Below are 23411 nucleotides of genomic sequence, written 5' to 3'. Positions count from 1 at the left end.
CATAGACAATGACAATGCGTAACGCTCGAAATGGTGAATGAAAAATTGCAGCAGAGCAAAAATAATTCCGATGAAAACGGCTAAGAGACCCATGGCACTACCTTCAGATTTCCTGATCTCGGAGGAAACCGGGTTGGCACTTCAGACAAGAGTGAAGGTCATTCTTGCCCCGGTTTCCGGATGCGGAAAATCTTGCAGGGTGAGTTCCTCGAGGAGCGCGGCGATAGCGCGATCATGAGCTGGGCTGGCCATCCGGTGAATTTTGATGGTCAGGGTGTTGGCTAGCGCGTTCGGTTCGATGTCAGCGGAAGAAACGAACAATTCGCGAATGAGCGCACGTGCGTCGTCCTCCTTCTTCAAGTGGCGGCGCAATAGCGCCACCATGGCGGTCTCGGCCCGGTAGGCGACCATTTTCACGGTATCGCAGAGCATCTTGTTCAGGGGCGGCAGTTGGGTCGGTCGCTCGGCCTCGGGCAGACTGTCGATCGTCACCTTTCGGGGGCTTGCCTTGCGCGCCGCGCAAAGTCGCTTGAGTTCCTCCTGAACGGCCTGCAGTGCTTCGACAGACTCGGCGTTTTTCTGGATTTCGCCGCCGTCGTTCAAGGCCGTCCTGGCGATTGCGGCCTGCAGTTTTCTTTCGCTCTGGCGGGTTTGCCTGACGGCCTTGTCGAGTTCCCGCCAGCGGGGGTTGACGACCTGGTGAGTGCCGGGAAGAGAGTCGTCTCCGTACTCGATAAGTCCATCAATATCATAGTGTTCCATCATGTACGCGAAGTAGTTTTCCTGGCACCAACGGGCGAACATCCGCTCAGCGATGGTGGTGTTTCCGAGTTGCCGGGCGGTCGTGATCACGGCTGTTTGATGTCCCGTCTGGGTCAGCCGACGAACTTCGCTCACGGCCAGGCTGCTATCGCCTGTGCCGAGTCGGGTTTCGCGCATGGCGAGTTTCATCCCGGTGCTGCCGCCTGCCGGCAGATGGACTTCCTGTTCCTGAAACACCTCTTCGGACCAGAGGTCCTTGACGTTCTTGCGGTAGGTCAGTGCGCCGATGCGCTGTTTCCAGAGTCTGCCGAGGAGACTCTGGGTGGCCCCTTCCCGATCGAAGACCATGACAAACCGGTGCAGGGTCGGGTCGGCGTCCAGTTCGGCGGGCGTCGGCTGTCCCGGGACGATCTCCAGCAGTTGCGGGACGATGTCCTTGAGCAGGGTCTCGGCGAGTCCGTCATTGAGCGGCTGCGAAACCACAAAGAACGGGCGACCCAGGGCATCGTTAACCCAGTAGTCGGTGGTGCCCCGCAGGCACAGGCGTTCGCGCGAGACGTAGCGCTTCGACAGCCTGGCCTGCTCGCCGTGATACACCCGAACATGACCATCGACATACAGGTAACCCGCTTCTTCTGGCTCGCTTTCCATCCAGAGCTTCGCGAGATCCCGCATCCAGGCTGCCGGGTCACCCGTCTTGGCCAGCAGATGGACCTTTTCCCGCAGGGTGCGGACTTCCGGTACCCGGTCCAGGCCGATGACTTTGCCGAGTTCTCCGGGCGAGGTTTGTCGCAGATGTTCCGGCCGCTTGATTCGCCCCAGGGCCATGAAGCCGAGGACGAGAAGGATGTGCAAGGCGCTGTAGAATCCCCGGGGCAGCTTGAGATGGCGATCCAGGCCGGTCAGTAGCCCGTTCGCGCACAAGGCCGGCAAGCCGGCCAACAGCCCCCCCATCGCCACATCGTGGCTCGCTTCGAAGCGCGTCGTCGCACCGGTCGCCAATCCCAGCGCCGTTTGGATCCGCTCGTCGGCGCGCGTGCAGGCGGTGCCCATCCCCGCGGCGGCTTCCGCATCCGCCCGGCTGCGCTCACTCTTGGTGCTCGCCGCTTCCAACTCCCCTGCCTCTTGCGGCAAGGCGGCCAACTGCGGCACGCCCTGGCGCCGGATCGCCTTGCGCAGCGTCGACTCCTGGACGCCCACCTGCCGTGCCACTTCGGCAGGACGCTTTCCCTCGCTCAACAGCCGCGCGCATTCGGCACTCTTGTCCGGCGTCATGATCCGCGGCCGGCTCGCCGCCGCCGGTCGAAAGAAAGACGATGGCCCGGCTTTGCGGCTTTGTCCCACCCAGTTCATCAGCGTGCGGTGCGGGATGCACAGCGGTGGCCTTTCCAGTTCGACCGCCTTGACGTGCCCGTTCTCCATCAGGCTGGTCAGAGCGAACCTGCGGCCAGCGTCGTCTCCTACGGGGTGCGAGAAGTAATTGTCTCCCCCAACAAAGTAGATCGCTTGGCCATCCTTCTCCAGAATCGCCAACCCTTCTCCCACTTTCTGCGCACCATCCGGAAACCCTGGAAGCCACGATTGCCTCAACGTCTGCTCCTCCTTGCACTCCTAGCGAAGCTTGGTTTATGCCATAAGAAAATCATGGCCGTCAAAATAAAGTGCCACGTGCAATTCCGGAATTCTACCTACATTCCCGGCCGGGATCAGGAAATCTGAGCTTAAGCGAGTGGATGGCGCGCACACGGAATGGCCTCGCGGGCAAGGCGCCGCGGGACCGTGAGCAGTTGATGGGCATTCGGTCTTCGTTTGATGGCGTGCGGCTCGACCCGGCCGGGGCGTATGGGCAATTCGAGCATGCTGATTGCGCCGAGCAATTGCTCCTGACAGGCCGCAAACCGGCTTGGCTGGTACTCTCCTACCTCGGCACCGAGCGCACCCTGCCCAATTACAACACCATGGGTCTGGCCAAAGCCAGACTCGAGCCGGCCACCCGCTACCTCGCTTTCTGCCTCGGCCCGCAGGGCATCCGCGCAAACGCCATCTCGGCCGGCCCGATCAAGACCCTGGCCGCTCCCGGTATCGGCAACTTCTCGCGACTGCTCGCCGACAACGCGCACAACGCGCCGCTGCGCCGCAACATCACCATCGACGAAGTCGGCAACGCCGCCGCCTTCCTGCTCTCCGACCTGGCCAGCGCGATTACTGCCGAGATCATGTACGACGACGGACTGAATACCACCGCCCTCGGTAACCCGGAGCCGCTGCTGGGCTGAAGGACAAGTCGCTTGCCAGAGACCCCAAGCAGGCCGACAAAAGCGCTCCGGCAGCGCTGCCACCGGGCACGGGCGGACTCGCCCGCGCTGAAAACAGAACGGCAGCCTGACCGCCGCCCGTCTGCTTCGCCAGCCGTAACTCAGGAACTCCTTTACATGAACAATCCCCATCTGCATGCGACTGACCGGGATTTTTCGCGACTGGCGCGCGCCGTCGCACCGGCCCTGTTGGCTGTGGCCATCGCCGGCTGCGCCGGCCGGCCGGTGCTCGAGCGGCTGCTGCTCGGCTACGACGAAGTCACCAGCCGCCTCGACCAGAAACTGCTGCTGAACATCGCCCGCACCGACAACGGCAAGCCGGTGCCACTTCACCTCGACCTCGACCATCGCCGCAACCTTCAACTGGTCGACCACGCTCGGTATCGGCGGCGAGTGGCACCGAACGTCGGGCGACAGCTTCCTGGGCCTCAACGTCGGCACCGGCGTCTCCGAGAACCCGACCTTCAGTATTCATCCGCTCTCCGGACAGGCGTTCACCGAGCGCGTTCTAACGCCGTTCAAGGACCAGCCATTCGAGTTTCTGGTCTTCCAGGGGGGTGCGATTGACCGCGTGACGCGACTACTTGCTTCCGGGATCGAAGTGCAGAACGCCGACGGCTGCTTCATCCGCTTCATCGCCAACGACCCGGCGCGACCAGAGGAATACACCGAGTTCCGGCGCATCGCCAGGGACCTCCGCTGGCTGAATGACAAGCGCCAGCTGTTCGTGCGAACACTGGTCTTCGAGGAACCGATAGCGCCGGCGTTGAAGACTGCACCGAGCGCGGCCGACGTCATCAATGCCGACAAGGAGGGCCTGCAGTGGCGCCGGACCGCCGACGGCAGCTACCAGTTGGCGCGGTTTCAGGCAGGACGCGTGGTGGTGATGAACGTCGATCCGATGTCGCTCGGCAATCAGGCCCGTTTCGAGCTCAACGAGCGCATTAAACGCAACCCGCGCGGCTTCGTCTTCCTCGATGTCCGGCCGGACGGCCCCGGTGGCGACTTCGCCATTCGCGGTGCGATCAAAATGCGCAGCATGCTGCAGATGCTCGCTTTCGTCGCCAACGGCGCGCGCGCCGTTCCCGAGTTCGACGTCGCTGCCGACGCGCGCACCGGGCCAACCGCAGAAAATCCGCGCTCGGCGCTGCTCATCACGATTTCCGAGACGCCGCCGGCGACGGCCATCGCCTCGGTCGACTTCGCCGGGCGCAACTACAGCGTCGGCGACACCCAATGGGACCGCTCGACCACTATACTTCGCCATGCTCGGCGGTCTCTTCCAGACCGCCGTCGGCGATATCAAGGGCGTCGACCTGCCGATCACCATTGCGAAATGAACGCGACTTTCCCATCAAGCGAGGCGAGCAGCGATGCGCTTCATCCACTGCGCTGACCTGCACCTCGACAGCCCGCTGCGCGGCCTCGAAGTCTACGAGGGCGCGCCCGCCGAAGAGATGCGGCGCGCCACCCGTCGGGCTTTCGCCAAGGTCGTCGACCTGGCCATCGAGCGCGCCGCTGACTTCGTACTGATCGCCGGCGACATCTTCGACGGCGACTGGCCGGACTTCAATACCGGCCTCTATTTCGCGGCGCAGTTGCGCCGCCTGGCCGACGCCGATATCCGCGTCTTCCTGAGCTACGGCAACCACGACGCGGTCAGCAAATTGACCCGATCGGTGCCGCTGCCGAAAAACGTCTACAGTTTTCCGGCGAATCGGCCGGCCACCGAGCTCATCGAATCGCTGGGTGTCGCCATCCACGGGCAGAGTTTCGCGTCCGAGGCAGTGACCGCCGATCTTGCTGCGGCGTATCCCGCTGCGCACGCCGGCTTGCTCAATATCGGCGTCTTGCACACCGCCCTGTCGGGCCGCGAAGGCCACCAGCCGTACGCGCCGACAACGCCCGAGCGATTGGCCGACAAGGGCTACGACTACTGGGCGCTGGGGCACGTCCATACGCGCGAAATCGTCCGCACATCGCCGTGGATCGTTTTCCCGGGCAATACGCAGGGACGGCACGCTCGTGAGACCGGCGCCAAGGGCTGCATGCTCGTCGAAGGCGAAGCCGGCGTCGGCATCACCTCGGTCGAGTTCCTTGCAACCGACGTCGCGCGCTGGCATCAGCTCGACATCGACATCGCCGCCTTGTCGTCCGCCGACGATCTGCACGCCGCGGTGCAGGCTGAAGTACGTGCGCTGCAAGTCTCGGCCGCCGACCGGCTCCTCGCCCTGCGCCTGACTCTGAGCGGACGCGGGCCGCTGCATCACGCACTAGTGGCGAATCGAGAAGCGCTGCGCGCGCAGCTGGCGGCGTCGATTGGCGAAGCGTCCGCCGGTATGGCCTGGCTTGAAAAGGTCCGGATCAAGGTCACCGCACCACTCGACCTGGCACGACTGGCAGAACGTGACGATCCGATCGGCTTGCTGATCCGCTCGCTCGAATCGCTGGCAGCCGATCCGGCGACGCTCAAGGCGCTCGCCGAGTCGGTGCTGGCCGATCTCGGGCAAAAACTCCCGGCCGAGCTGCGCGGCGCCGACAGCGCCTGGGCGCTCGATTCCGCCGCCGCGCTCGCCGACGCGCTGGCCAACGCCCGCGAGCGCCTGCTGGCGGCAATTGCCGCCGAGGACCAGCGGTGAAGATCGAACAGATCGATCTCAAGGCCTATGGCCATTTCACCGGCCAGCGCCTGACGCTGGCCGCCGCCGCCAATCTGCACATCATCTGCGGACCGAACGAGGCCGGCAAGACGACGCTCTGGCGAGCGATCAACGGCGCCCTGTTCGGCATCCCCGAGACCAGCCGCGATGGCCACCTGCACGGTAACCCGAATCTGCGTGTCGGCCTCGACCTGTCGTCGCGGCTCGGCGAGCGACTGGCGGTGATGCGGCGCAAGGGTCGCGTCAATACCTTGCTCAAATATGACCCGGAAAGCGGCGCCGAGCTTTCCGAAAGCGTTCCGGAAGGCGTTCTTCGCGACTGGCTCGGCGGCCTCAGCCAGGGTCTTTTCCTGGCCATGTTCAGCCTCGACCACGATGCCCTGGTGCGCGGTGGTGCGGCGCTGGCGCAAGGCAAGGGCGACGCCGGCGAAAGCCTGTTCGAAGCCGGCGCCGGCCTGACGTCGATCCGCGCCCTGCGCAGCAAGCTCGACGGCGAGGCGGAAACGCTGTTCAAGCCGCGGGCATCGAAGTCGGCGATCTACCGGGCGCTGGCGGACTACGACGAAAGCCGCCGCCAGGCGAAAGAAGCCGCGGTGCGACCGGCGGCATGGAGCGCGGCCAGGTCGGCAATGGACGCGGCGAGGAAGGACTACGAGACCGCGCTGGCCGAGCAGCTCCGCCTGCAGCAGGAAGCGCGCCGACTGGAGCGGCTGGCGGCAATCCTGCCCGACGTCGCGGCGCGCGAACTGGCGCAGCAGCAATTGGCCGAACTGGCCAGCGTGCCGCTACTGCCGCCGTCAGCAGCGAGCGAACGCGTCGCCGCCGTGACCAGGAAAACCGAGGCGCTCGCTGCGGCGCAGGCGGCGACGCAGCGCTGCCAGCAACACCAGGCCGAACTGGCGGCGATCGCGATCAACGACGCCGTTCTCGCCGACGCCGAAGCGATCGAAGCGCTTCACCACGCGACCACAGCGTACCGCGAAGCGCGCCTGCAAGCGGCCAAGGCCGAGGCGGCGATCGAAACGGCACACGGCGACTTTGCTTTCGTCGTGCGCCAAATCGTCGGCGACGAAAAACCAGTCGAGCCACTGCAATGGCTGCCGGAGCCGACCCGGACGGCCAGAATCCGCGCCTTGATCACCGCCGGTGCGACGCTCAAGGCCAGGCAGCAGGCCAATCTCGAGACGCAGCGCGAGAAGAAACTCGAGGTCGATCAACTCGGCGCCGAAATCAGCAGCCTGGGGAAAGCCGATTTTTCCGAAGATTTGGCGAGCTACCTGGATTCGATTGCCGATTACGGCGATCCCGAAGCGCGCGCGCAACAACTCGAAGACGAAGCCAGCGCGGCGGCGGCGAAACTGAACAACGAAGCGCGTGGACTGAAGATGGCCGCTGCCGAAGCCATCGCCGGGACGACGGTCCCGCTCGACGCCGAAGTGCAGCTCTTCAAGGCCGAGGACGACGAACTGCGCCGCCGCGCGCGTTCGATCGGCGAGGCGATCGAAAAGATCGAGAACGATCTCGCCGCCTTGCAGGGCGACATCAAGGGCCTGCAAGTCCGCGGTGACGTGCCGAGCAGAGAAGCCGTCGTCGGCCAACGCGCAACGCGTGACGCGCTCTGGATGGGCTTTCGCCGCCATTTCATGGCGACCGCTGGCGAACCCGCAGCGGCCGCTCCAGCGCCAGCGGCCGAGCGCTACGAACGCTACGAGGGGGCGGTCAGCGCTGCCGACGACGCCGCCGACGGCCTCTTCGCCGATGCCGAGCGAGCCACGCGCTACGCCGAGTTCCGGCTGCGCGAAGCGCAGATGCAGAGCGGCCTCAGCCTGGAAAGAGAACGCCAGGCAAGGATCGTCAGCCGCCAGGAAGATCTCGATCGGCGCTGGGCGGCAGTGCTCGCGACACACCGCCTGCCGTCGCTGAAAATCGCCGAAGCCGCGCCCTGGGTCGGCAAACGCGAAGCTTTCCTGCAGAAGTTCGACGCCAGTCAGGGCAAGCGGCACGAGGCCGAGCAGCGCCGCCAGCTGGCCGCGGACATCCGTAGCCGGCTCGCTGGCATCTATGCGCTGCTCAATCGGCCCGCCCCGGCGACGACCGAGCGCCTCTCCGAAACTCTGGCGCGGGCGCGTGCCGTTGCCAAACGGCAAGCCGAGCAGCTGACGCAACGACAGCTGAAGGCCAGCCAGCAGGCGAACACCGATGCCGCGCTGCGGCATGCCGATGCCGCAGCCGCAGCGAGCGGCGGCCAACTCGACGAGTGGCAGAGCCGCTGGGCCGACGCCATGGGCAGCATTCGCCTGGCCGGCGACGCCAGCGCGGAAGAGGCGACGGCACGCCTGCAACAGCTGTCAGACCTGACGCAGGCGCACGCCGCGCTCGAACAATCGAGAAACGAGCAGCGCCAGGCGCGCATCCGGATCGACGACTACGAAGCGCGTCTGGCGAGGACCTGGCAAACCGTTCGCGGCGTCGAGCTAGCCGTCGACGGACGCAGCCATGACCTCCTGGCCGCCGAGATCTACCGCGAACTGACGCTCACGCGCGCCCGGCAGGACAAAAAGAATACCCTGAGCCAGCAGGTCGCCGACGACCAGCAGGCCGTCGAACAAGCTCGCCAGGCCGCCGCCGAAGCCACCCGGATCATCGACAAGCTGTTGCTCCAGGCCGGCTGCCCGACCATCGAGCGCCTCGAACTGGTCGAAGGCCAGAGCGCACAAGCGACCGCGCTGGCCGCCAGGATTCGCGAGATCGAGGCGCGACTCGTCGAGTCAGCCGCGCGGCCGCTGGCCGAAGCGCTCCAGCAGGCCGCCGGCCGCGATCCCGACGCGGTCGCCGCGGCGCTCGATAGGCACGCGCAAGAAAACGAGGAGAACGCCGCCGACGTGCAGCAGCGGCACGCCGCCTACCTCAGCGCCCGGCAGGCCTTCGAGGAAATGGATGGTTCGGCCGCTGCCGCCGACGCTCAACAAAAGAGCGCGCAACACGCGGCACGGATTGCCGAACTCGGCGCCGATTACGCGGCATCGCGGATCGCCGCGGCGGTGCTCGCGCAGGTCATCGCCGACTACCAGAAGCGCAACCAGGGGCCGCTGATCGACAAAGCGTCAAAGCGCTTTGCCGCGATCACCGGCGAGCGCTACAGCGGCGTCGTCGTCGACTTCGACGAAGAGCAGCAGATTCTCAAGGCCGTTCGCGCCGACGGCGAGCGCCTGCGCATGGAGCAGTTGAGCACCGGCCGCCGTGATCAGCTCTTTCTCGCCTTGCGGCTGGCGGCGATCGAAGGCCATCTCGACAACGGCGAGCCCCTGCCGGTGATCATCGACGACATCACGATCCAGTTCGACGACGCGGCCGCGGCGGCGACCTTCAAGGTCCTGGCTGACCTCTCGCAACGAACGCAGGTGCTGTTTCTGACGCACCACGAACATCTGCTCGAGGTGGCCGCAGCGGCGATCGGTGCCGGCGCCTACCAGCCGCACCGTCTGTCGTCATGAGCGAGCGAGGCAAGCCGGCGCCATCGCGCCCGAGATTTTCCGGCCATCGCCTTACGCGAATGACCGGCCATGCTCGTTCGGCGAGGTGCTGGCGAATCACAGCACGTAGAACAGGATGGCGAAGTAATGCGCCGTGCTGCCGGCCATCACGAACAGGTGCCAAATGCCGTGCGCGTGCTTGAGCCGTGTATCGAGCGCGTAGAAAACGATCCCGACGGTGTAGAACACGCCGCCGGCTGCGACCCACACGAAACCGGCCGTTCCCAGGGCATGCAACAGCGGCACCAGTGCCGCCAGCGCCGCCCAACCCATGACGACGTAGATCACCAGAGACAGGATGCGGGCGTCGTTCTTCGGCCGCATTTCCTGCAGGCTACCGAGCAGCGCCAGCCCCCACACCGTCCCGAGCAAGGACCAGCCCCACGGACCGCGCAGGGAAACCAGGCAGAACGGCGTGTAACTACCGGCGATCAGCAGATAGATTCCCTGATGGTCGAGTTTCTGCAGGATCCGTTTGGCGCGCCCGCGAAAGCTGTGGTAGAGCGCCGAGAAGCTGTACAGCAGGACCAGCGTCAGCCCGTAGATCGAGACGCTGAGCAGCTTCCAGGGATCGCCGCCAGCGACCGCCAGCACCACCAGAACAAGCGAGCCAGCGAGCGCCAGAACCGCCCCAAGGACGTGCGTCCAGGCGTTGAACTTCTCGCCGTAGTACATAGTGAGTGGCTCCGACGCGGTAATCGACCCTGCCCGACGAAATGCGGGCAACGGGCTGGCAGGCAATTGAACAAGCGCAGGCGGCATTGTCGCGGCTTCGCCGTTTCGCGGTCAATCGGCAAACGCCCGTAGCGGAAGGCCGCTCGTCGCGATGGACGCTTGCTCGGCAAGCCGACGGCATGGCGAGCAACGAAACCTGCCGCCGACCCGAGGGCTGGTAAGATGTGGCGTCGTCAACCCATCACGCAGGGATCTTCGTGTTCGCTAACTCGCGTCGTCGGCTGCTCACGCTCTTGATCGCCAGCGGGCTGCTCCCTGGCCTCAGCGCTTGTGATCTGATTCAGGAAAAACTCGGACTTGAGAACCCGGCGGCCAAGGCCGCGCGGCTGACTGCCGAGGGCCAGGCGGTCGGCGGTGCCTGCCGGCAGTCGGGGCGCGCCATCGAGGACTGCTACTCGATCTATTCGTGGTTACCGAAGGCGGCGATCTACGAGGGCTGGCGCGACATGGACGGCTACATGCGCGAAAACAAGTTGCCGACCGTCGAGCCGCAACTACCGCCACCGCAAGCCCCGGGCACCAGAAAACCGACCAGGGCGCGCCCGGCAATCGACGCCGAAGCAGGCGCCCGGGCGGAACCGCAGGCCGCCGACGCGAAGGCCGATCAACCGGCCGACAAAGCGCATTAATGTGAAAGTCGCGTACGCGACTCACGAATCTCCTGTCTCCCCTTGCGGGAGAAGGGCCAGGAGAAGAGGGAAACGGTCATGACTTTCATGATCTGGGGTATCTCAACATGTCATGACCGTTAGGCGACGGACGCTATTCACGGCGCTGGATTGGTGTAGCGCAGATGGATCGTATCGATCTCGGTAAGTAGCGACGGTGGCAGCTGCACCGCCAGCGCGCCGAGGTTCTCGTCGAGTTGCGCGAGACTCGTCGCGCCGATGATGGTGCTCGCCGAAAACCAGCGTGAATAGACGAAAGCCAGCGCCAACTGCGTCGGCGTCAGGCCGTTGCGACCGGCGAGCGCGGCATACGCGGCGACCGCCGGCGCGACGTTCTCCTTGCTGTAGCGCTGGCCAAAGCCGGCGAACTGCGTGATGCGGCCCGGCGCATTCGGCTTGTCGAGGTACTTGCCAGAAAGCATCCCGAAAGCGAGTGGCGAATACGGCAGCAAGGAGACGTTTTCGCGGTGGCAAACCTCAGCCAGGCCGCTCTCGTAGCTTCGATTGAGCAGGCTGTAGGCGTTCTGCAGCGACAGCGGGCGCGGCAAGCCGTGCTCGCGAGCCAGGCGAACGAACTCCATGACCCCCCACGGGTGCTCATTCGACACGCCGAAATGGCGAATCTTGCCCTCGCGCATCAGCGTCGCCAGCGCTTCCAGCGTTTCGAGAATCGGCGTCGAAGCGCTTTCCTTCGCCGGATCGTATTGCCATTGGCCGAACATCGGCTGATTGCGCGCCGGCCAGTGCAACTGATAGAGATCGATATAGTCGGTACGCAAGCGCTGCAGCGATCCTTCGATGGCGGCTCGCAAGCGGGCCAGGTCAAAGCCCAGCTGGCCGTCGCGGATCCAGTTGAGGCCGCGCGACGGCCCGGCGGCCTTGCTGGCGACGACCACCTGCTGCCGCGACTGCCTGACCAGCCAGTTGCCGACGATCTCTTCGGTCCGCCCACAGGTCGCGGCCTGCGGTGGCACCGGGTACATTTCGGCGGTATCGATGAAATTGACGCCGGCGGCAAACGCACGGTCGAGCTGCGCATGCGCTTCCGGCTCGCTGTTCTGCTGTCCGAAGGTCATCGTGCCGAGGCAGACCTCGGACACCCGCAGGGCGCTGTCGCCCAGTGTCTTGTATTTCATGCTTCCTCCGCCACTGTGAGTTACCCTGCTACGAACTGCGCCGTCAAGCGCCAGCACGCGCGCGTCGCGGACGCCCGACATCCTCGTCGTCTATAATCCCCTGCCAAGCAGGCGAATTTCACGGTCAGCCTGGACGCCCGCTACCATACACCAGACCGCTTACTCCCATCACCTGCCCAGCGAGCCATGCCTGACGACGACGATCCATCGCAGCAAACGGCACCGGAAGATCCTCTCGAGGTACTGCGCGCCGGCAAGGAACTCTTTCTACGCCGCCTGAGGGAAATAGTCGGCCGCGCAGGGGTAACCCAGGCGTCGGTACTGGAGGCTTTCACCAGCGAAGTCGGCGACGCTTACGAGCAGCTCGCTTCGGCCGCGCCGCGTGACGAATTCGACGAGGCGGGCGAGCTCACGGCGTCGCGCCTGACGCTGATGGGCGACGACGATCTCGAAGTGGACATTCGTCTCCGCGACCTTGTCAACCGTCTGCGAGAAGATGGCCTGCGCGACCTGTGGCGCAGCCAGCTGCGCTACATGACGCTGCTGCGGCGGGCAACAATGAAGGCGGCGGGCAACCCGGTCGGTCCGGACGTGATCTGCCAGGGCCTGTGGGCGATCTACAGCGAATCGGGGATCGACCTGGCGCAGACCCTGGCACTACTCGACCGGATCGAGGACCAGCTACGACAGCAACTGCCAATGCTCTACCGCGAAATCGACGAGTTGCTGGCGGCCTACGGCATCCAGCCGGCAGCGGGGCACAGCGCGCCGCTTGCCGCCGGCAGCGCGGCTGCGGCGCCGGCGAGCGGCGGCGGCAGCGGCGGCGGCGGCGGGCACGAGCCTGCCAACCCGCTGGCAACGCTGCAACAGGCGATGCGTCAGCGACAAAACGGCGGCCAAGCGGCAGCGCTCGGCGAATCACTGCTGCAGTTTCCGGGCGGCAGCGACGGACGGGCGGACAATCCGCCCCTCGATGCGGCGGCGATGGTCATGCTCAAGCATCTGTTCGCTCGCCTGACGGCGCTGGAAGCGCGCTCGCCACAGGCAGACGCGGGCGACGCCAATGCGCCACCTCGATCACCGCTGTGCGCACTCAAGGCAAAGGATCTCGACCTGCCACTCGGCAAGCCGGAGGCGATTGCCCTCGACACCCTGGCGCTGATTTTCGAGGCCATTTTCGATTCGAGCGAACTGCCCGACACCGTCAAGGCGGCGATCGGACGCCTGCAGATCCCGCTTCTCAAGCTGGCCATCTTCGATCCGTCGCTGTTTGCCAACAGCGCGCATCCAGCACGGCGGCTGATCAATCGCCTGGCGCGCGCGGCAATCGGCCTGCCTCGTAGCAGCGGCTGGGAAGATCCGGTCTGCAAACGCGTTGACGCGGTGAGCGCCGCTGTCCGCGACCTCCTGGCCAGGAAAGACGCCGCGCTCGATCCTTACCTCGGCGAACTCGACGCCCTGATCGGCGAGCGTGATCAGGCTATTTGCGAAGCCGCGACGGGCTACGTGCAGCTGCTCGTCGCCCATGAAGAAAGGCAAGCGGCCAAGCAACTCACCAGGAACTGGCTGCGTGCCAGCCTGGCCAGAAGGCCGCCGCCGACGGTCGCCGCATTTCTCGAAAAGCACTGGGCGCGGCTGATGTTCGCTGCCGCGCTGGACGGCGGTTGCGACGGACCACGCTGGCAACGGAACAGCGCTACCGCCAGCGAGCTGATCTGGAGCATCGAGCCCAAGGCCACTGGCGAAGATCGCAAGCAGCTCGCCGGCATGGCCTCGTCGCTGATCAAACGAATCGGCGCCGGTCTCGACGAAATCGCCCTGGCCGGTCCGGAAAGAACGCTGTTTCTCAACTCCCTGTTCGATCTGCAGACCGCCGCGCTGCGCACCCAGGCAACGACGTCGACGGCGCCGCCGGCGGCCACTGACGACGCCGCCGCAGCGGTGACCAATGGCCGATCGCGCACGCTCGAGGCCAAGGGCTTGCGGGTGCTGATGGTGGGTCTATCCGTGCCACTGTCGGTCAATCCCGGCAAGCCGCTGCCAGCGACGGCAACGAACTGGCAAGTCGGCGACTGGCTGCGCTTCTGCGTCCCGGAGCGGCCACCACTGACCGGGCTGTGCTGCTGGCAGAACGCGTCTTCCGGAACAGTGCTGCTCTGCAACGCTGCCTGGGGATACGCCGTCGCCATGCCGGCAACGGCGCTCGACCAGCAACTACGCTCTGGCCAGGCGCAGGTCATTTCCCGGGTCGCGATCTTCGACGCGGCCGCCGAACGCGCCCTGAAGCTCCTCGAACGCAGCTGACTTGCGAGCCCGCCGCAAAGCCCGGCGGGCGCGCCAAATCAATGTATAATCGCGTTTTCTGGCGATCGAGCGTTGACTGTTTTGAGCGATTTGAAGGCTTCCCCAATCCGCTTCACCGACCTCGGGCTGGCGCCTGATCTGCTCAAAGCCGTTGCCGATCAGGGCTACCTCGAACCCACTCCGATCCAGGCTCAGGCGATACCGCTGATTCTGGCCGGGCGCGATCTGATGGGCGGCGCACAGACCGGAACCGGCAAGACGGCGGCGTTCACGCTGCCGCTGCTGCAACGCATTCTGCCGTTCGCCAGCCCCAGTCCGTCGCCCGCGCGCCACCCGGTACGCGTCCTGATGCTGGCGCCAACGCGCGAACTGGCGATCCAGGTACACCAGTCGGTGAAAACCTACAGCAAGCACGTGCCGATCAAGAGTTGCTGCGTGTACGGTGGCGTCGACATCAAGGCGCAGATCGCCGAAATCCGCTGCGGCGTCGAAGTGCTGGTCGCCACGCCGGGCCGCCTGCTTGATCTGGTCGAGCAGAAGTGTCTGCACTTCAACAGCGTCCAGGCGCTGGTCCTCGACGAGGCCGACCGGATGCTCGACATGGGCTTCATCCCTGACGTCACGCGGATCATCAACATGCTGCCGCAGCAACGCCAGAGCCTGCTCTTCTCGGCGACTTTCTCGGAAGAAATCAAGAAGCTGGCGGACCGGATGCTCAAGTCCCCGGAACTGATCGAAGTTGCGAAACGAAACACCGTCTCGGAAACCATCACCCACCGCGTCCATCCGGTCGCCAGCGACGCCAAGCGGGCGCTGCTGGTCAAGCTCCTGCGATCGTCCGACTTCAATCAGGTGCTGGTGTTCACGCGCACCAAGATCGAAACCAACAAACTCGCGCGCGAGCTGCAGCGGGCCGGGATTGCCGCCGACTCGATTCACGGCGACAAGAGCCAGCTGGAGCGCCTGAAGGCGCTGGAAGCGTTCAAGGATGGTTCGGTGCTGGTCCTGGTCGCCACCGACGTTGCGGCGCGCGGCCTCGATATCGATGAACTACCGCACGTAATCAACTTTGAACTGCCGCACACGCCCGAAGACTACATTCACCGGATCGGCCGTACCGGCCGTGCCGGCAAGGCCGGCACGGCGATTTCGCTGGTCTCGGCGAGCGAAGTGCAGTACCTGGTCGACATCGAAAAGCTGATCCGGATCCAGGTCGAACAGGTCATCGTGCCGGGCTTCGAGCCCGAATACGAGTACACCTACCCACCGGGCGACAAGCGCCATCGGCGGCCACCGGCAGCGCCACCGCCAGCGCCGGCTTCGCTGGCCACACCGCGCAGCGAGCGCTCGCCGCCGAGCCGTGGCGGGCCGCGCGATGGCCCGAGAACGGGCAGCCACGGCGGTGCTCGGCGCCCCAGCCATATCGCCGCCGACGGTTTCGATTTCAGCAAACCCTACGAAAGCGCAGAACCGCATCCGGCAGCCGCGGCGATCGGCGCCGATGCCGCCAAACCGGGCCACGCCGAACACCCGCACAAGCGTCGCCGGGCGGTCGCGGCGCTACTTGGCGGACTGGGTCGCTAGCGAGAGCTGGCGACTGGGACGACAGCCGGCTCGGCTAGCGGCGCCTCGACCAGTTTCAGGATGGCCAGCGAAATGTTGTCGCCGTCACCATGGCCCAGCGCCCGCGCCCGGTCAATCAGCAATTCGGACGCTTCGCGCGCCGACGACGCACCGTCGATCACCCACGCCAGTTCCTGATCGGTGAAATAGGCCCACAAGCCGTCCGAGCACAGCAAGAACGTGTCACCCACCTGCAGCTCATTGGCTTCGCCGAAAGCAATCTTGGGCGCTTCGACGCCGCCCAGCGAGGTCAGCAGAATGTTGCGGTGCGGATGCACGAGCGCCTGCTCAGGCGTCACCCTGCCCTGCACGACCAATTGCCCGACGTAGGAATGATCGGTGCTGCGGAAGACCAGACTGTCGCCACGAAAGCGGTAAAAGCGGCTGTCGCCGCAGTGTGCCCAGCTGACCTTGCCTGGTTGCAGCAGCACCATCACGGCCGTGCTGTGCGGGTCCTTCTCGTTGATGAAGCGCGAAGCCTTGATCAACATATGCGCTTCATTGATGCTCGATTCGAGCAGCGCTCGTGCCGATTCAGTGCGCGCCGAAAAACGCTCGAGATTATCGCGGGCGGTGTGCACCACCTGCTGCGCGGCCAGGACGCCGCCGGTATGGCCACCCATGCCGTCGGCGACCACCGCCAGGGCGACGCCGCCACCACGCGGGTGCGGAACGATGGCTACCCGGTCCTGCTGCTCGCGACGGTCACCCTGATGCTGGGCCACGCAGGCATCGATCGAAATCGGCATTGACTCTCTTTCCAAACGACCGACGCCGACGCTGCAGTCGGAGCGCCTGGCAAAACAGGCGGTCGACCAGGTCGAGGTCGGCAGTAGTGTTCTAGATGTTTACCCGCCGCAGCTCGCTGGGGCGCGGCAAGTGATCGCTATGGTCTGGATAACGCTGGATATACACCCGGTGCGCGGCAACGACCAGGGCATGCACGTCGTCACTGCTCAGATCGGGAAAGTTATCGCGCACCAGGCGATACGCCAGATGTTCGAGCGACTGCCCGGCCCACCCCTGCTGCGGATCGAAGAACGGCTCGATCATCGCGAAAGCCGCGCGCAACTCCAGCTGTTGCCGCCGCTCCGGCTGCTGGCCGGCCGTTCGCGCAAGCGCTTCGCTCATTTCATCGCTTTCCAGCTATTTCCGCTATGCCAGCTGCCGCTGATTTTTCCTGTTCACGCGCACGCAACACGCGCCGCTGCAGCTTGCCGGTAGTGGTCATCGGCAGCGCCTCGGCGAATTCTATCGCTTTCGGCGTCTCGTAGGGGGCGAGATGCCGACGCACGTGCTGCTGCAGCTCTTCGACCAAAGCCGACGTCCCGACGACACCGCTTTGCACGACGACAAAAGCCTTCACCAGAGTCCCGCGCAGCTCGTCGGGAACGCCGATGACCGCGCAATTGGCGACCGCCGGGTGCCAGAGCAGGCAGCTCTCGATCTCGGCCGGGCCGATTCGATAGCCACCACTGTTGAAGACGTCGTCGGCGCGTCCCTGGTACCACAGATCGCCATCGGCATCGATCTTCGCCAGATCGCCGGTCAGCGCCCAGCCGTCGCCGACAAACTTCGCTGCCGTCGCCTCGGGATTCTGCCAGTAGCCGAGCATCATCACCGGGTCGTCCTCGCCGTGGCAGCGGCGATGCACGGCGACCTCGCCGAGCTCGCCCGGCGCTACGGGCTGCCCCTGGCTGTCAACGACCGCCACGCGATGTCCCGGATACGCGCGGCCCATCGCACCGGCCTTCGCCGGCCAGCGCGAAGCGCAATTGCCGACCACGTAATTCATTTCGGTCTGGCCGAACATTTCGTTGATCGTCACGCCGAGTTTCTCCCGCGCCCAGTTGAAGACCGTCGCGCCGACCGGCTCGCCGGCACTCATGATCGTGCGCAGATCGAGATCGTACTTCGCCTTCGGCTCGGGCACCGCCTTCATCATCATTTTCAGGGCGGTCGGGAAAAGGAAGGTATTGCGGATCGCGTACTTCTCGATCAGCGCAAAAGCCTTGTCGGCGTCGAAGCGTCCCTTGTAGGCCAGCAAGGGCATGCCGAAGTGCCAGGTCGGCAGCAGCACGTCCCACAGGCCGCCAGTCCACGCCCAGTCAGCCGGCGACCAGAACATGTCGCGCGCCTGCGGGAAAGAGTCGTGCGAGCAAACGAAACCGCTGAGATTGCCGAGCAGCGTCCGCTGCGCCATCAGCGCCCCCTTCGGCTTGCCGGTCGTGCCGCTGGTGTAGATGATCATCGCCGGGTCGTCGGCGCGGGTCAGCGCCGGCGTGTAGCGTGGCGACGCCAACTCGAGCACTTCCTCCCAGCGCGTGACACCGTCGCCGCGGGCCGCGCCGACGCCGAGCAGGTGCCGCAACTGCGGCAGGCGGTGGCGAATCTCGAGCACTTTCGGCAGCGTCGTCTCATCGACGATGGCGACGTGCGCGCCGGCATCGCCGAGCCGGTATTCGAGCGCGTCGGGTCCGAAGAGCTGCGACAAGGGCACCGCCAGCGCGCCCATCTGGTAGATCGCGACGTGCGCGATGGCCGTTTCCGGGCATTGCGGCAGCGCAATCGCGACGCGATCGCCCGGCAGCGTGCCGAGTGCCGCCAGCACATTGGCCAGGCGGTTGGCGGCGCGCTGGATGTCCCAGAAGGTATGCGCCGAGGTGAAACCGCTCTCGTCCTCGTAGTACAGCGCGAAGCGGCTGCGATCGTCGGCCCAGCGGCCGCAGACGTCGACCGCGAGATTGAAATGCTCGGGCACCTGCCAACGGTGCTCGGCGTAGAGTTGCGCATAACTGTCGGCCTGCTGATCCATCTTCGTCATCCCCTAGCCCGCGCTCCGTCGCCGCCCCGACCTGCCGAGGCGCTCAGGAGACGCCGTTCAAGCGCTCGTCGATCAGCTCGATCCAGTGCCGTACCGGCATCTTGCTGCCGCTTTGCAGATGCGTCTGGCAGCCGATGTTGGCGGTTACCAGAACCGCCGGCGCACCGGCGCCCATCGCTGCCAGCTTGTTGTCACGCAACTGCTCGGCGAGTACCGGCTGACTGATCGAGTACGTTCCCGCCGAGCCGCAACAGAGGTGCGGATCGGCGACCGGCGTCAGCTGATAACCGGCGGCCGCCAGTAGTGCCTCGACGACGCCACGAATCTTCTGCGCGTGCTGCAGCGTGCACGGTGAATGAAAGGCGACGCGCTGGCCAGAGGCGGCACTGGCCTGGCGCAGCAAGGCCACCAGCTGCTCCTGCTCGCCGGCCAGAACCTCGGAAGCGTCGCGCGTCATGGCCGCGATGCGCGCGGCCTTTTCGGCGTAGACCGGATCGTCCTTCAGCAAATGGCCGTACTCGCGGACGTGCTCGCCGCAACCCGAGGCGGTCATCACGAAGCCCTCGACACGACCGCTTGCGACGTCGGGCCACCAGGCGTCGATCACCTGCCGCATGTCGTCGAGCGCTTTCTCCTGCGCGTGCAGGTGGTAGCGCAGCGCGCCGCAACAGTTGGCCGCCGGCGCCTCGAACAACTCGATACCAAGCCGGTCGAGGACGCGCGCCGTCGCGGCATTGGTGTTCGGCGTCAAGATCGGTTGTACGCAGCCCGCAAGGGCGATCATCCGCCGCCGGTGTACGCCGGGCCGCGGCCAGGGCGTCGCCGGACCGCCGGCGACGACCGGCACCTTGGCCGCCAGTGCCGCCGGCAACAGCGGCCGCAGCAAGCGACCGATGGTCACCGCCGGCCTGAAGATCCAGCGCCGCGGCAGGGCTTCGCAAAGCAGGAAACGCGTCGCCCGGGCGACCAGGGAGCGTGGCACGCGCTCTTCGACGACCTCGCGGCCGATCTCCAGCAGGCGGTGATAGTTCACCCCCGACGGGCACGTCGTCTCACAAGCCCGACAACCCAGGCAGCGATCGAGGTGGAGCTGCGTCAGTTCGCTGACCGGCTGCCCTTCGAGCATCTGCTTGATCAGGTAGATGCGCCCGCGCGGCCCGTCGAGTTCGTCGCCGAGCAACTGGAAGGTCGGACACGTGGCGGTGCAGAAACCACAGTGCACACAGGTTCGCAGAATGGCGTCAGCTTCGTTGCCAGCTGGCGTGCCCTTGATGAAATCGGCCAGATTCGTTTGCATGATCGGCAGGCTCTCAGAAGTCCGGATACATCCGGCCGCGGTTGAACACCCCTTGCGGGTCGAACGCACTCTTCAGCTGGCGATGGATTCGTGCCAGCGGCGCCGCCAATGGCTGGAAGACGCCGGCCGAAGTCTTCAAGGCGTCGTCGGCACGAAACAGCGTCGCGTGCCCGCCGGCCTTGGCCGCCGCCACGCGGATCGCGCGGGCATCGCCGGCACGCAACCAGCGCTGTGCGCCGCCCCATTCGACCAGGGTCGGCCCGAGCGCCTGCAGCGGCGCCACGGACGGCAGCGACAGGCGCCACAGCGGCGCATCACCGGCAAAGAAAGCGTGTGTCTGCTCGCGCACCGAGTGCCAGAAGGCCGCCGCGTCGGCGTCCGCCAGCGGCTCACCGGCGAGGTTCCGCTGCGCCGCCTCGACGGCCGCCGCCGCGCCCGACAGGCGCAGCGTCAGCGTGCCGTCGTGCCACGCCGATGCGGAAATCGGCAATGGCCGCCCGCCCCACTCGTTGAGCCTGGCCAGCGCGGCCGCTTCGTCGAGCGCAAAGCGCAGACTCTTTTCGGCGACCGGCAGCGGCAAGACCTTGAATGACGCTTCGAGAACCACGCCAAACGTTCCGAGACTGCCTGCCAGCAGGCGCGGCACGTCATAACCGGCGACGTTCTTCATCACCTGCCCGCCAAAGGACAGCACCTCGCCGCTGCCGCTGAGCATCTTGACGCCGAGGACAAAGTCACGCAGCGCGCCGACCGCCTGCCGACGCGGCCCTGACAAGCCACTCGCCAACATCCCGCCAACGGTCGCCGACGGCCCGAAATGAGGCGCCTCGAAGGCCAGCCACTGCCCCTTGTCGGCGAGCGTCGCCGCCAGTTCGACGAGCGGCGTGCCGGCACGCGCGGTGACCACCAGTTCGGTCGGTTCGTAGGCGACGACGCCACGGTGCTCGCTGACCTCGAGTCGTTCGCCGCGTTCGGGGCCACCGTAGAAATCCTTGCTGCCGCCACCACGAATCGTCAGGCTGGCACCTGACCTGGCGGCATCGGCGATCCGCGTTATCCAGTTTTCGATCAATGTGTCCATCACGACCTCGGAGAAGTAGCCGCGCCGCCGGCGCGCGCCTGGGTATATTCGCGACAACGCGCCAGCGTCGGCACGCCCTTACCGGGGTTGAGCAGGCCATTTTCGTCGAAGGCCGCCTTGAGCCGGTGGAAAGCGCCAATCTCGGCGAGCGTGAACTGTTCGGCCATGATGTCGATTTTCTCGATGCCGACGCCGTGCTCGCCGGTGATCGTGCCGCCGAACCTGACCGAGCGCTCGAGAATCTCGGCGCCAAAGGCCGCGGCGCGTTCGAATTGCCCCGGCTGGTTGGCGTCGTACATGATCAAGGGGTGCAAATTACCGTCGCCGGCGTGAAAAACGTTGGCGCAGCGCAACGCATATTTTTCCGACAAGGCGTTGATCGCTTCGAGCATCTCGGCCAGGCGCTTGCGCGGAATCGTCCCGTCCATGCACAGGTAGTCGGGAGTGAGTCGCCCAACCGCCGGAAACGCCGCTTTACGCCCCGCCCAGAACCTGAGCCGCTCGGCTTCGTTCTGTGAGACGCGAATCCCGGCCGCGCCACTGGCTTCGAGAACGGCCGTCATGCGCGCGATTTCCTCGGCCACTTCCTCGGGCGTGCCGTCCGATTCGCAGAGCAGAATGGCCTCGGCATCCATGTCGTAACCGGCCCTGACGTAGGGCTCGACGGCGTGAATCGCCTTCTTGTCCATCATTTCCAGGCCGGCCGGAATGATCCCGGCGGCGATGATGCTGGCGACGGCATCGCCGGCCAGGCGGACGTCGGCAAACGAGGCGATCACCACCTGCGCCAACTCGGGTTTGGGCGTCAGCTTGACGGTCACCTCGGTGATCACGGCGAGCAGGCCTTCGGAGCCGTTGATCAAGGCCAGCAGGTCGTAACCCGGTGCGTCGAGCGCGGCGTTACCGAATTCGACAATTTCGCCCTTGATCGTCAGACCGCGTACGCGCAGGACGTTGTGCACGGTCAGGCCGTACTTCAGGCAATGCACGCCACCCGCGTTCTCGGCGACGTTGCCGCCGATCGTACAGGCGATCTGCGACGAGGGATCGGGCGCGTAGTAGAGACCGTACGGCGCCGCCGCCTCGGAAACCGACAGATTGCGGACGCCGGGCTGGACCACCGCGGTGCGCGCCAGCGGGTCGACGCTGATGATCTTCTTGAGCTTGGCCAGCGACACCAGAACGCCGTCGCGATGCGGCGTCGCGCCGCCCGAAAGGCCGGTCGCCGCGCCACGCGCGACCACCGGTGCTTGCAGCTCGTGGCAGACACGGAGAATCGCCTGCACCTGCGCTTCGTCCTCGGGCAAGACGACCAGCAGCGGCAACTGCCGATAGGCGGTAAGGCCATCGCAGTCGTAGGGCCGCATCTCTTCTTCCTCGGCGAGCAGCGCGGGCGCCGGCAAGACGGCGCGCAGCCGGGCGATCAGCGCCTGCCGATCGAGCGTGAAACGCCGCTCGGCAACGGTGGTTTCCATGCTCATGTGTTTTCCTCGTACGACGTGGTTAATGACGCTAACAAAGACCCTGCGGCCGCGACGGCGCGGTGCGGCTCAGCGGCAATCAGCGGCTCACTGGCGATCAGATCGTCGGCCAGTTCGATACCGACGCGCCGCGCCGCGCAACGTACGTGCTCGTGGGCGTGCCGGCGTGCGCGCTCGGGATCACCCGTGCTAACCGACGCGAAGATCCGCCGGTGCTCGGCACACGCCTCTGCCGGCAAGGCGCCGTTACGCCCGGGCATGCTCCACGCCAGGCGCCGCGACTCGGAAAAGTGCCGACCGAGGAATTCCAGCAAGCGATGCGCGTAGCTGTTATGAGTCGCCGCGGCGATCGCCAGATGAAAGTCGTCGTCGGCCTCCGAACCATCGCTACCGTTCGCCAAGGCATCGTCCATGGCGTCCAGGAAGCACTGCATGGCGACCACGTCAGCCGGCACGCGGCGACGCGCAGCGAGTTCGGCAATCGAGCCCTCGACCATCGCCCGTAATTCGAAGATCTCGCGCAATTCGGCCTGTGCCGGGCCGTCTCCCTGCCAGAAACGCAGGTTGAGACTTTTCGGCGCCAGCGCGACAAAAGCGCCCGCGCCTTGCCGGGTTTCGACGCGGCCATCGGCTTTGAGCCGGGCGACGGCTTCGCGAACCACCGCACGGCTGACGCCGTAGGTTTCGGCCAGGGCTTTTTCGACCGGCAAGCGCTCACCCGGTTTGAACTCGCCGCCGGCGATCTTCGCCTCGAGGGCGACCGACAACTCTTCGCTGAGGCGAGGCCGACGAACAATTCCCTTCAGCTCATTGGTAAGCATGACGTTCCGGTTGTCTGACAACTTCGCGGCAGGATACTACAAGCAGCGTCTGATGCAACTGCTGCGCAGCCAGGACCTGATGGCGCACCCGCTTCGATCGCTCATCGCGTGCATCGATACGACAACATTGGCATGTCCAGCGGCGCGCCCGACGCAAAATGCCTTTCTGCT

The 23411-nt window shown here is 65.7% G+C and carries 17 protein-coding genes and 1 pseudogene; 8 read left to right on the top strand and 10 right to left on the bottom strand.

The genetic code is table 11. The features are described 5' to 3' along the window. Positions 1-141: 141 nt before the first annotated feature. Positions 142-2295, bottom strand: a complete 2154-nt coding sequence (locus QZ656_RS17585; protein WP_291994614.1) for a helix-turn-helix domain-containing protein — start codon at positions 2293-2295, stop codon at positions 142-144. Positions 2296-2630: 335 nt separating this feature from the next. Between QZ656_RS17585 and QZ656_RS17580 the strand changes: the two are divergent. The 5 genes and pseudogenes from QZ656_RS17580 to QZ656_RS17560 all read left to right on the top strand — a co-directional run. Next, positions 2631-3038: pseudogene (locus QZ656_RS17580) on the top strand (SDR family oxidoreductase); the annotation flags it as partial. Between the two features lie 156 nt (positions 3039-3194). After that, on the top strand, positions 3195-3644 hold the full coding sequence (locus QZ656_RS17575; protein ID WP_291994613.1) for a hypothetical protein: 450 nt from the start codon (positions 3195-3197) through the stop codon (positions 3642-3644). 4 nt (positions 3645-3648) lie between these two features. Continuing rightward, positions 3649-4473, top strand: a complete 825-nt coding sequence (locus QZ656_RS17570; protein WP_291994612.1) for a hypothetical protein — start codon at positions 3649-3651, stop codon at positions 4471-4473. Further along, on the top strand, positions 4451-5716 hold the full coding sequence (locus QZ656_RS17565; protein WP_291994611.1) for a DNA repair exonuclease: 1266 nt from the start codon (positions 4451-4453) through the stop codon (positions 5714-5716). Before QZ656_RS17570 ends, QZ656_RS17565 begins: the two co-directional genes overlap by 23 nt. Further along, on the top strand, positions 5713-9231 hold the full coding sequence (locus QZ656_RS17560; protein WP_291994610.1) for a YhaN family protein: 3519 nt from the start codon (positions 5713-5715) through the stop codon (positions 9229-9231). Before QZ656_RS17565 ends, QZ656_RS17560 begins: the two co-directional genes overlap by 4 nt. A 96-nt stretch (positions 9232-9327) precedes the next feature. Here the strand turns inward: QZ656_RS17560 and QZ656_RS17555 are convergent, their stop codons facing one another. Continuing rightward, entirely contained in the window at positions 9328-9945 is a 618-nt protein-coding gene (locus QZ656_RS17555) for a hemolysin III family protein (protein ID WP_291994609.1), read from the bottom strand. A 257-nt stretch (positions 9946-10202) separates the two neighbouring features. On the opposite strand from QZ656_RS17555, the gene QZ656_RS17550 reads away from it, so the two are divergent. Further along, entirely contained in the window at positions 10203-10634 is a 432-nt protein-coding gene (locus tag QZ656_RS17550) for a hypothetical protein (protein WP_291994608.1), read from the top strand. 137 nt (positions 10635-10771) lie between these two features. Here QZ656_RS17550 and QZ656_RS17545 read toward each other — a convergent pair whose 3' ends face one another. After that, positions 10772-11809: an aldo/keto reductase gene (locus QZ656_RS17545; protein ID WP_291994607.1), complete on the bottom strand. Its 1038-nt coding sequence runs from the start codon at positions 11807-11809 to the stop codon at positions 10772-10774. Positions 11810-11995: 186 nt separating this feature from the next. On the opposite strand from QZ656_RS17545, the gene QZ656_RS17540 reads away from it, so the two are divergent. Then, positions 11996-14113, top strand: coding sequence for a DUF1631 family protein (locus QZ656_RS17540; protein ID WP_291994606.1), 2118 nt, complete (start codon positions 11996-11998; stop codon positions 14111-14113). A 105-nt stretch (positions 14114-14218) separates the two neighbouring features. Next, positions 14219-15697, top strand: coding sequence for a DEAD/DEAH box helicase (locus tag QZ656_RS17535; protein WP_291994704.1), 1479 nt, complete (start codon positions 14219-14221; stop codon positions 15695-15697). Here QZ656_RS17535 and QZ656_RS17530 read toward each other — a convergent pair. The 7 genes from QZ656_RS17530 to QZ656_RS17500 all read right to left on the bottom strand — a co-directional run bounded on the left by QZ656_RS17530 (position 15694) and on the right by QZ656_RS17500 (position 23240). Further along, positions 15694-16485, bottom strand: coding sequence for a protein phosphatase 2C domain-containing protein (locus QZ656_RS17530; protein ID WP_291994605.1), 792 nt, complete (start codon positions 16483-16485; stop codon positions 15694-15696). The two genes, QZ656_RS17535 and QZ656_RS17530, sit on opposite strands and share 4 nt — an antisense overlap. Positions 16486-16576: 91 nt before the next feature. Next, positions 16577-16867 carry a hypothetical protein gene (locus tag QZ656_RS17525; protein ID WP_291994604.1) on the bottom strand — a complete coding sequence of 97 codons (291 nt, stop codon included), beginning with the start codon at positions 16865-16867 and terminating at the stop codon, positions 16577-16579. Between the two features lies 1 nt (position 16868). After that, complete coding sequence (locus QZ656_RS17520) at positions 16869-18560, bottom strand: AMP-binding protein (protein WP_291994603.1); 1692 nt, start codon at positions 18558-18560, stop codon at positions 16869-16871. A gap of 43 nt (positions 18561-18603) precedes the next feature. Then, a complete protein-coding gene (gene glcF, locus QZ656_RS17515) occupies positions 18604-19857 on the bottom strand; it encodes a glycolate oxidase subunit GlcF (protein WP_291994602.1) in 1254 nt (417 codons plus the stop codon). A gap of 13 nt (positions 19858-19870) precedes the next feature. Then, positions 19871-20938, bottom strand: coding sequence for a glycolate oxidase subunit GlcE (glcE, locus tag QZ656_RS17510; protein WP_291994601.1), 1068 nt, complete (start codon positions 20936-20938; stop codon positions 19871-19873). Next, positions 20938-22419 carry an FAD-linked oxidase C-terminal domain-containing protein gene (locus tag QZ656_RS17505; protein WP_291994600.1) on the bottom strand — a complete coding sequence of 494 codons (1482 nt, stop codon included), beginning with the start codon at positions 22417-22419 and terminating at the stop codon, positions 20938-20940. The genes glcE and QZ656_RS17505 overlap by 1 nt, the downstream gene beginning before the upstream one ends. After that, entirely contained in the window at positions 22416-23240 is an 825-nt protein-coding gene (locus QZ656_RS17500) for a FadR/GntR family transcriptional regulator (protein ID WP_291994599.1), read from the bottom strand. Before QZ656_RS17500 ends, QZ656_RS17505 begins: the two co-directional genes overlap by 4 nt. Positions 23241-23411 lie beyond the last annotated feature (171 nt).

The organism is Candidatus Accumulibacter sp. ACC003, from assembly GCF_907163085.1.
In the GTDB taxonomy this organism is placed as follows: domain Bacteria; phylum Pseudomonadota; class Gammaproteobacteria; order Burkholderiales; family Rhodocyclaceae; genus Accumulibacter.
This window is presented reverse-complemented; position numbering and strand designations above follow the sequence as displayed.

Coding starts and splice junctions, on each gene's coding strand:
- QZ656_RS17575 (WP_291994613.1), top strand. CDS start 3,195: ATGAACAATCCCCATCTGCATGCGACTGACCGGGATTTTTCGCGACTG.
- QZ656_RS17565 (WP_291994611.1), top strand. CDS start 4,451: ATGCGCTTCATCCACTGCGCTGACCTGCACCTCGACAGCCCGCTGCGC.
- QZ656_RS17555 (WP_291994609.1), bottom strand. CDS start 9,945: ATGTACTACGGCGAGAAGTTCAACGCCTGGACGCACGTCCTTGGGGCG.
- QZ656_RS17545 (WP_291994607.1), bottom strand. CDS start 11,809: ATGAAATACAAGACACTGGGCGACAGCGCCCTGCGGGTGTCCGAGGTC.
- QZ656_RS17540 (WP_291994606.1), top strand. CDS start 11,996: ATGCCTGACGACGACGATCCATCGCAGCAAACGGCACCGGAAGATCCT.
- QZ656_RS17530 (WP_291994605.1), bottom strand. CDS start 16,485: ATGCCGATTTCGATCGATGCCTGCGTGGCCCAGCATCAGGGTGACCGT.
- QZ656_RS17525 (WP_291994604.1), bottom strand. CDS start 16,867: ATGAGCGAAGCGCTTGCGCGAACGGCCGGCCAGCAGCCGGAGCGGCGG.
- QZ656_RS17520 (WP_291994603.1), bottom strand. CDS start 18,560: ATGACGAAGATGGATCAGCAGGCCGACAGTTATGCGCAACTCTACGCC.
- glcF (WP_291994602.1), bottom strand. CDS start 19,857: ATGCAAACGAATCTGGCCGATTTCATCAAGGGCACGCCAGCTGGCAAC.
- glcE (WP_291994601.1), bottom strand. CDS start 20,938: ATGGACACATTGATCGAAAACTGGATAACGCGGATCGCCGATGCCGCC.
- QZ656_RS17505 (WP_291994600.1), bottom strand. CDS start 22,419: ATGAGCATGGAAACCACCGTTGCCGAGCGGCGTTTCACGCTCGATCGG.
- QZ656_RS17500 (WP_291994599.1), bottom strand. CDS start 23,240: ATGCTTACCAATGAGCTGAAGGGAATTGTTCGTCGGCCTCGCCTCAGC.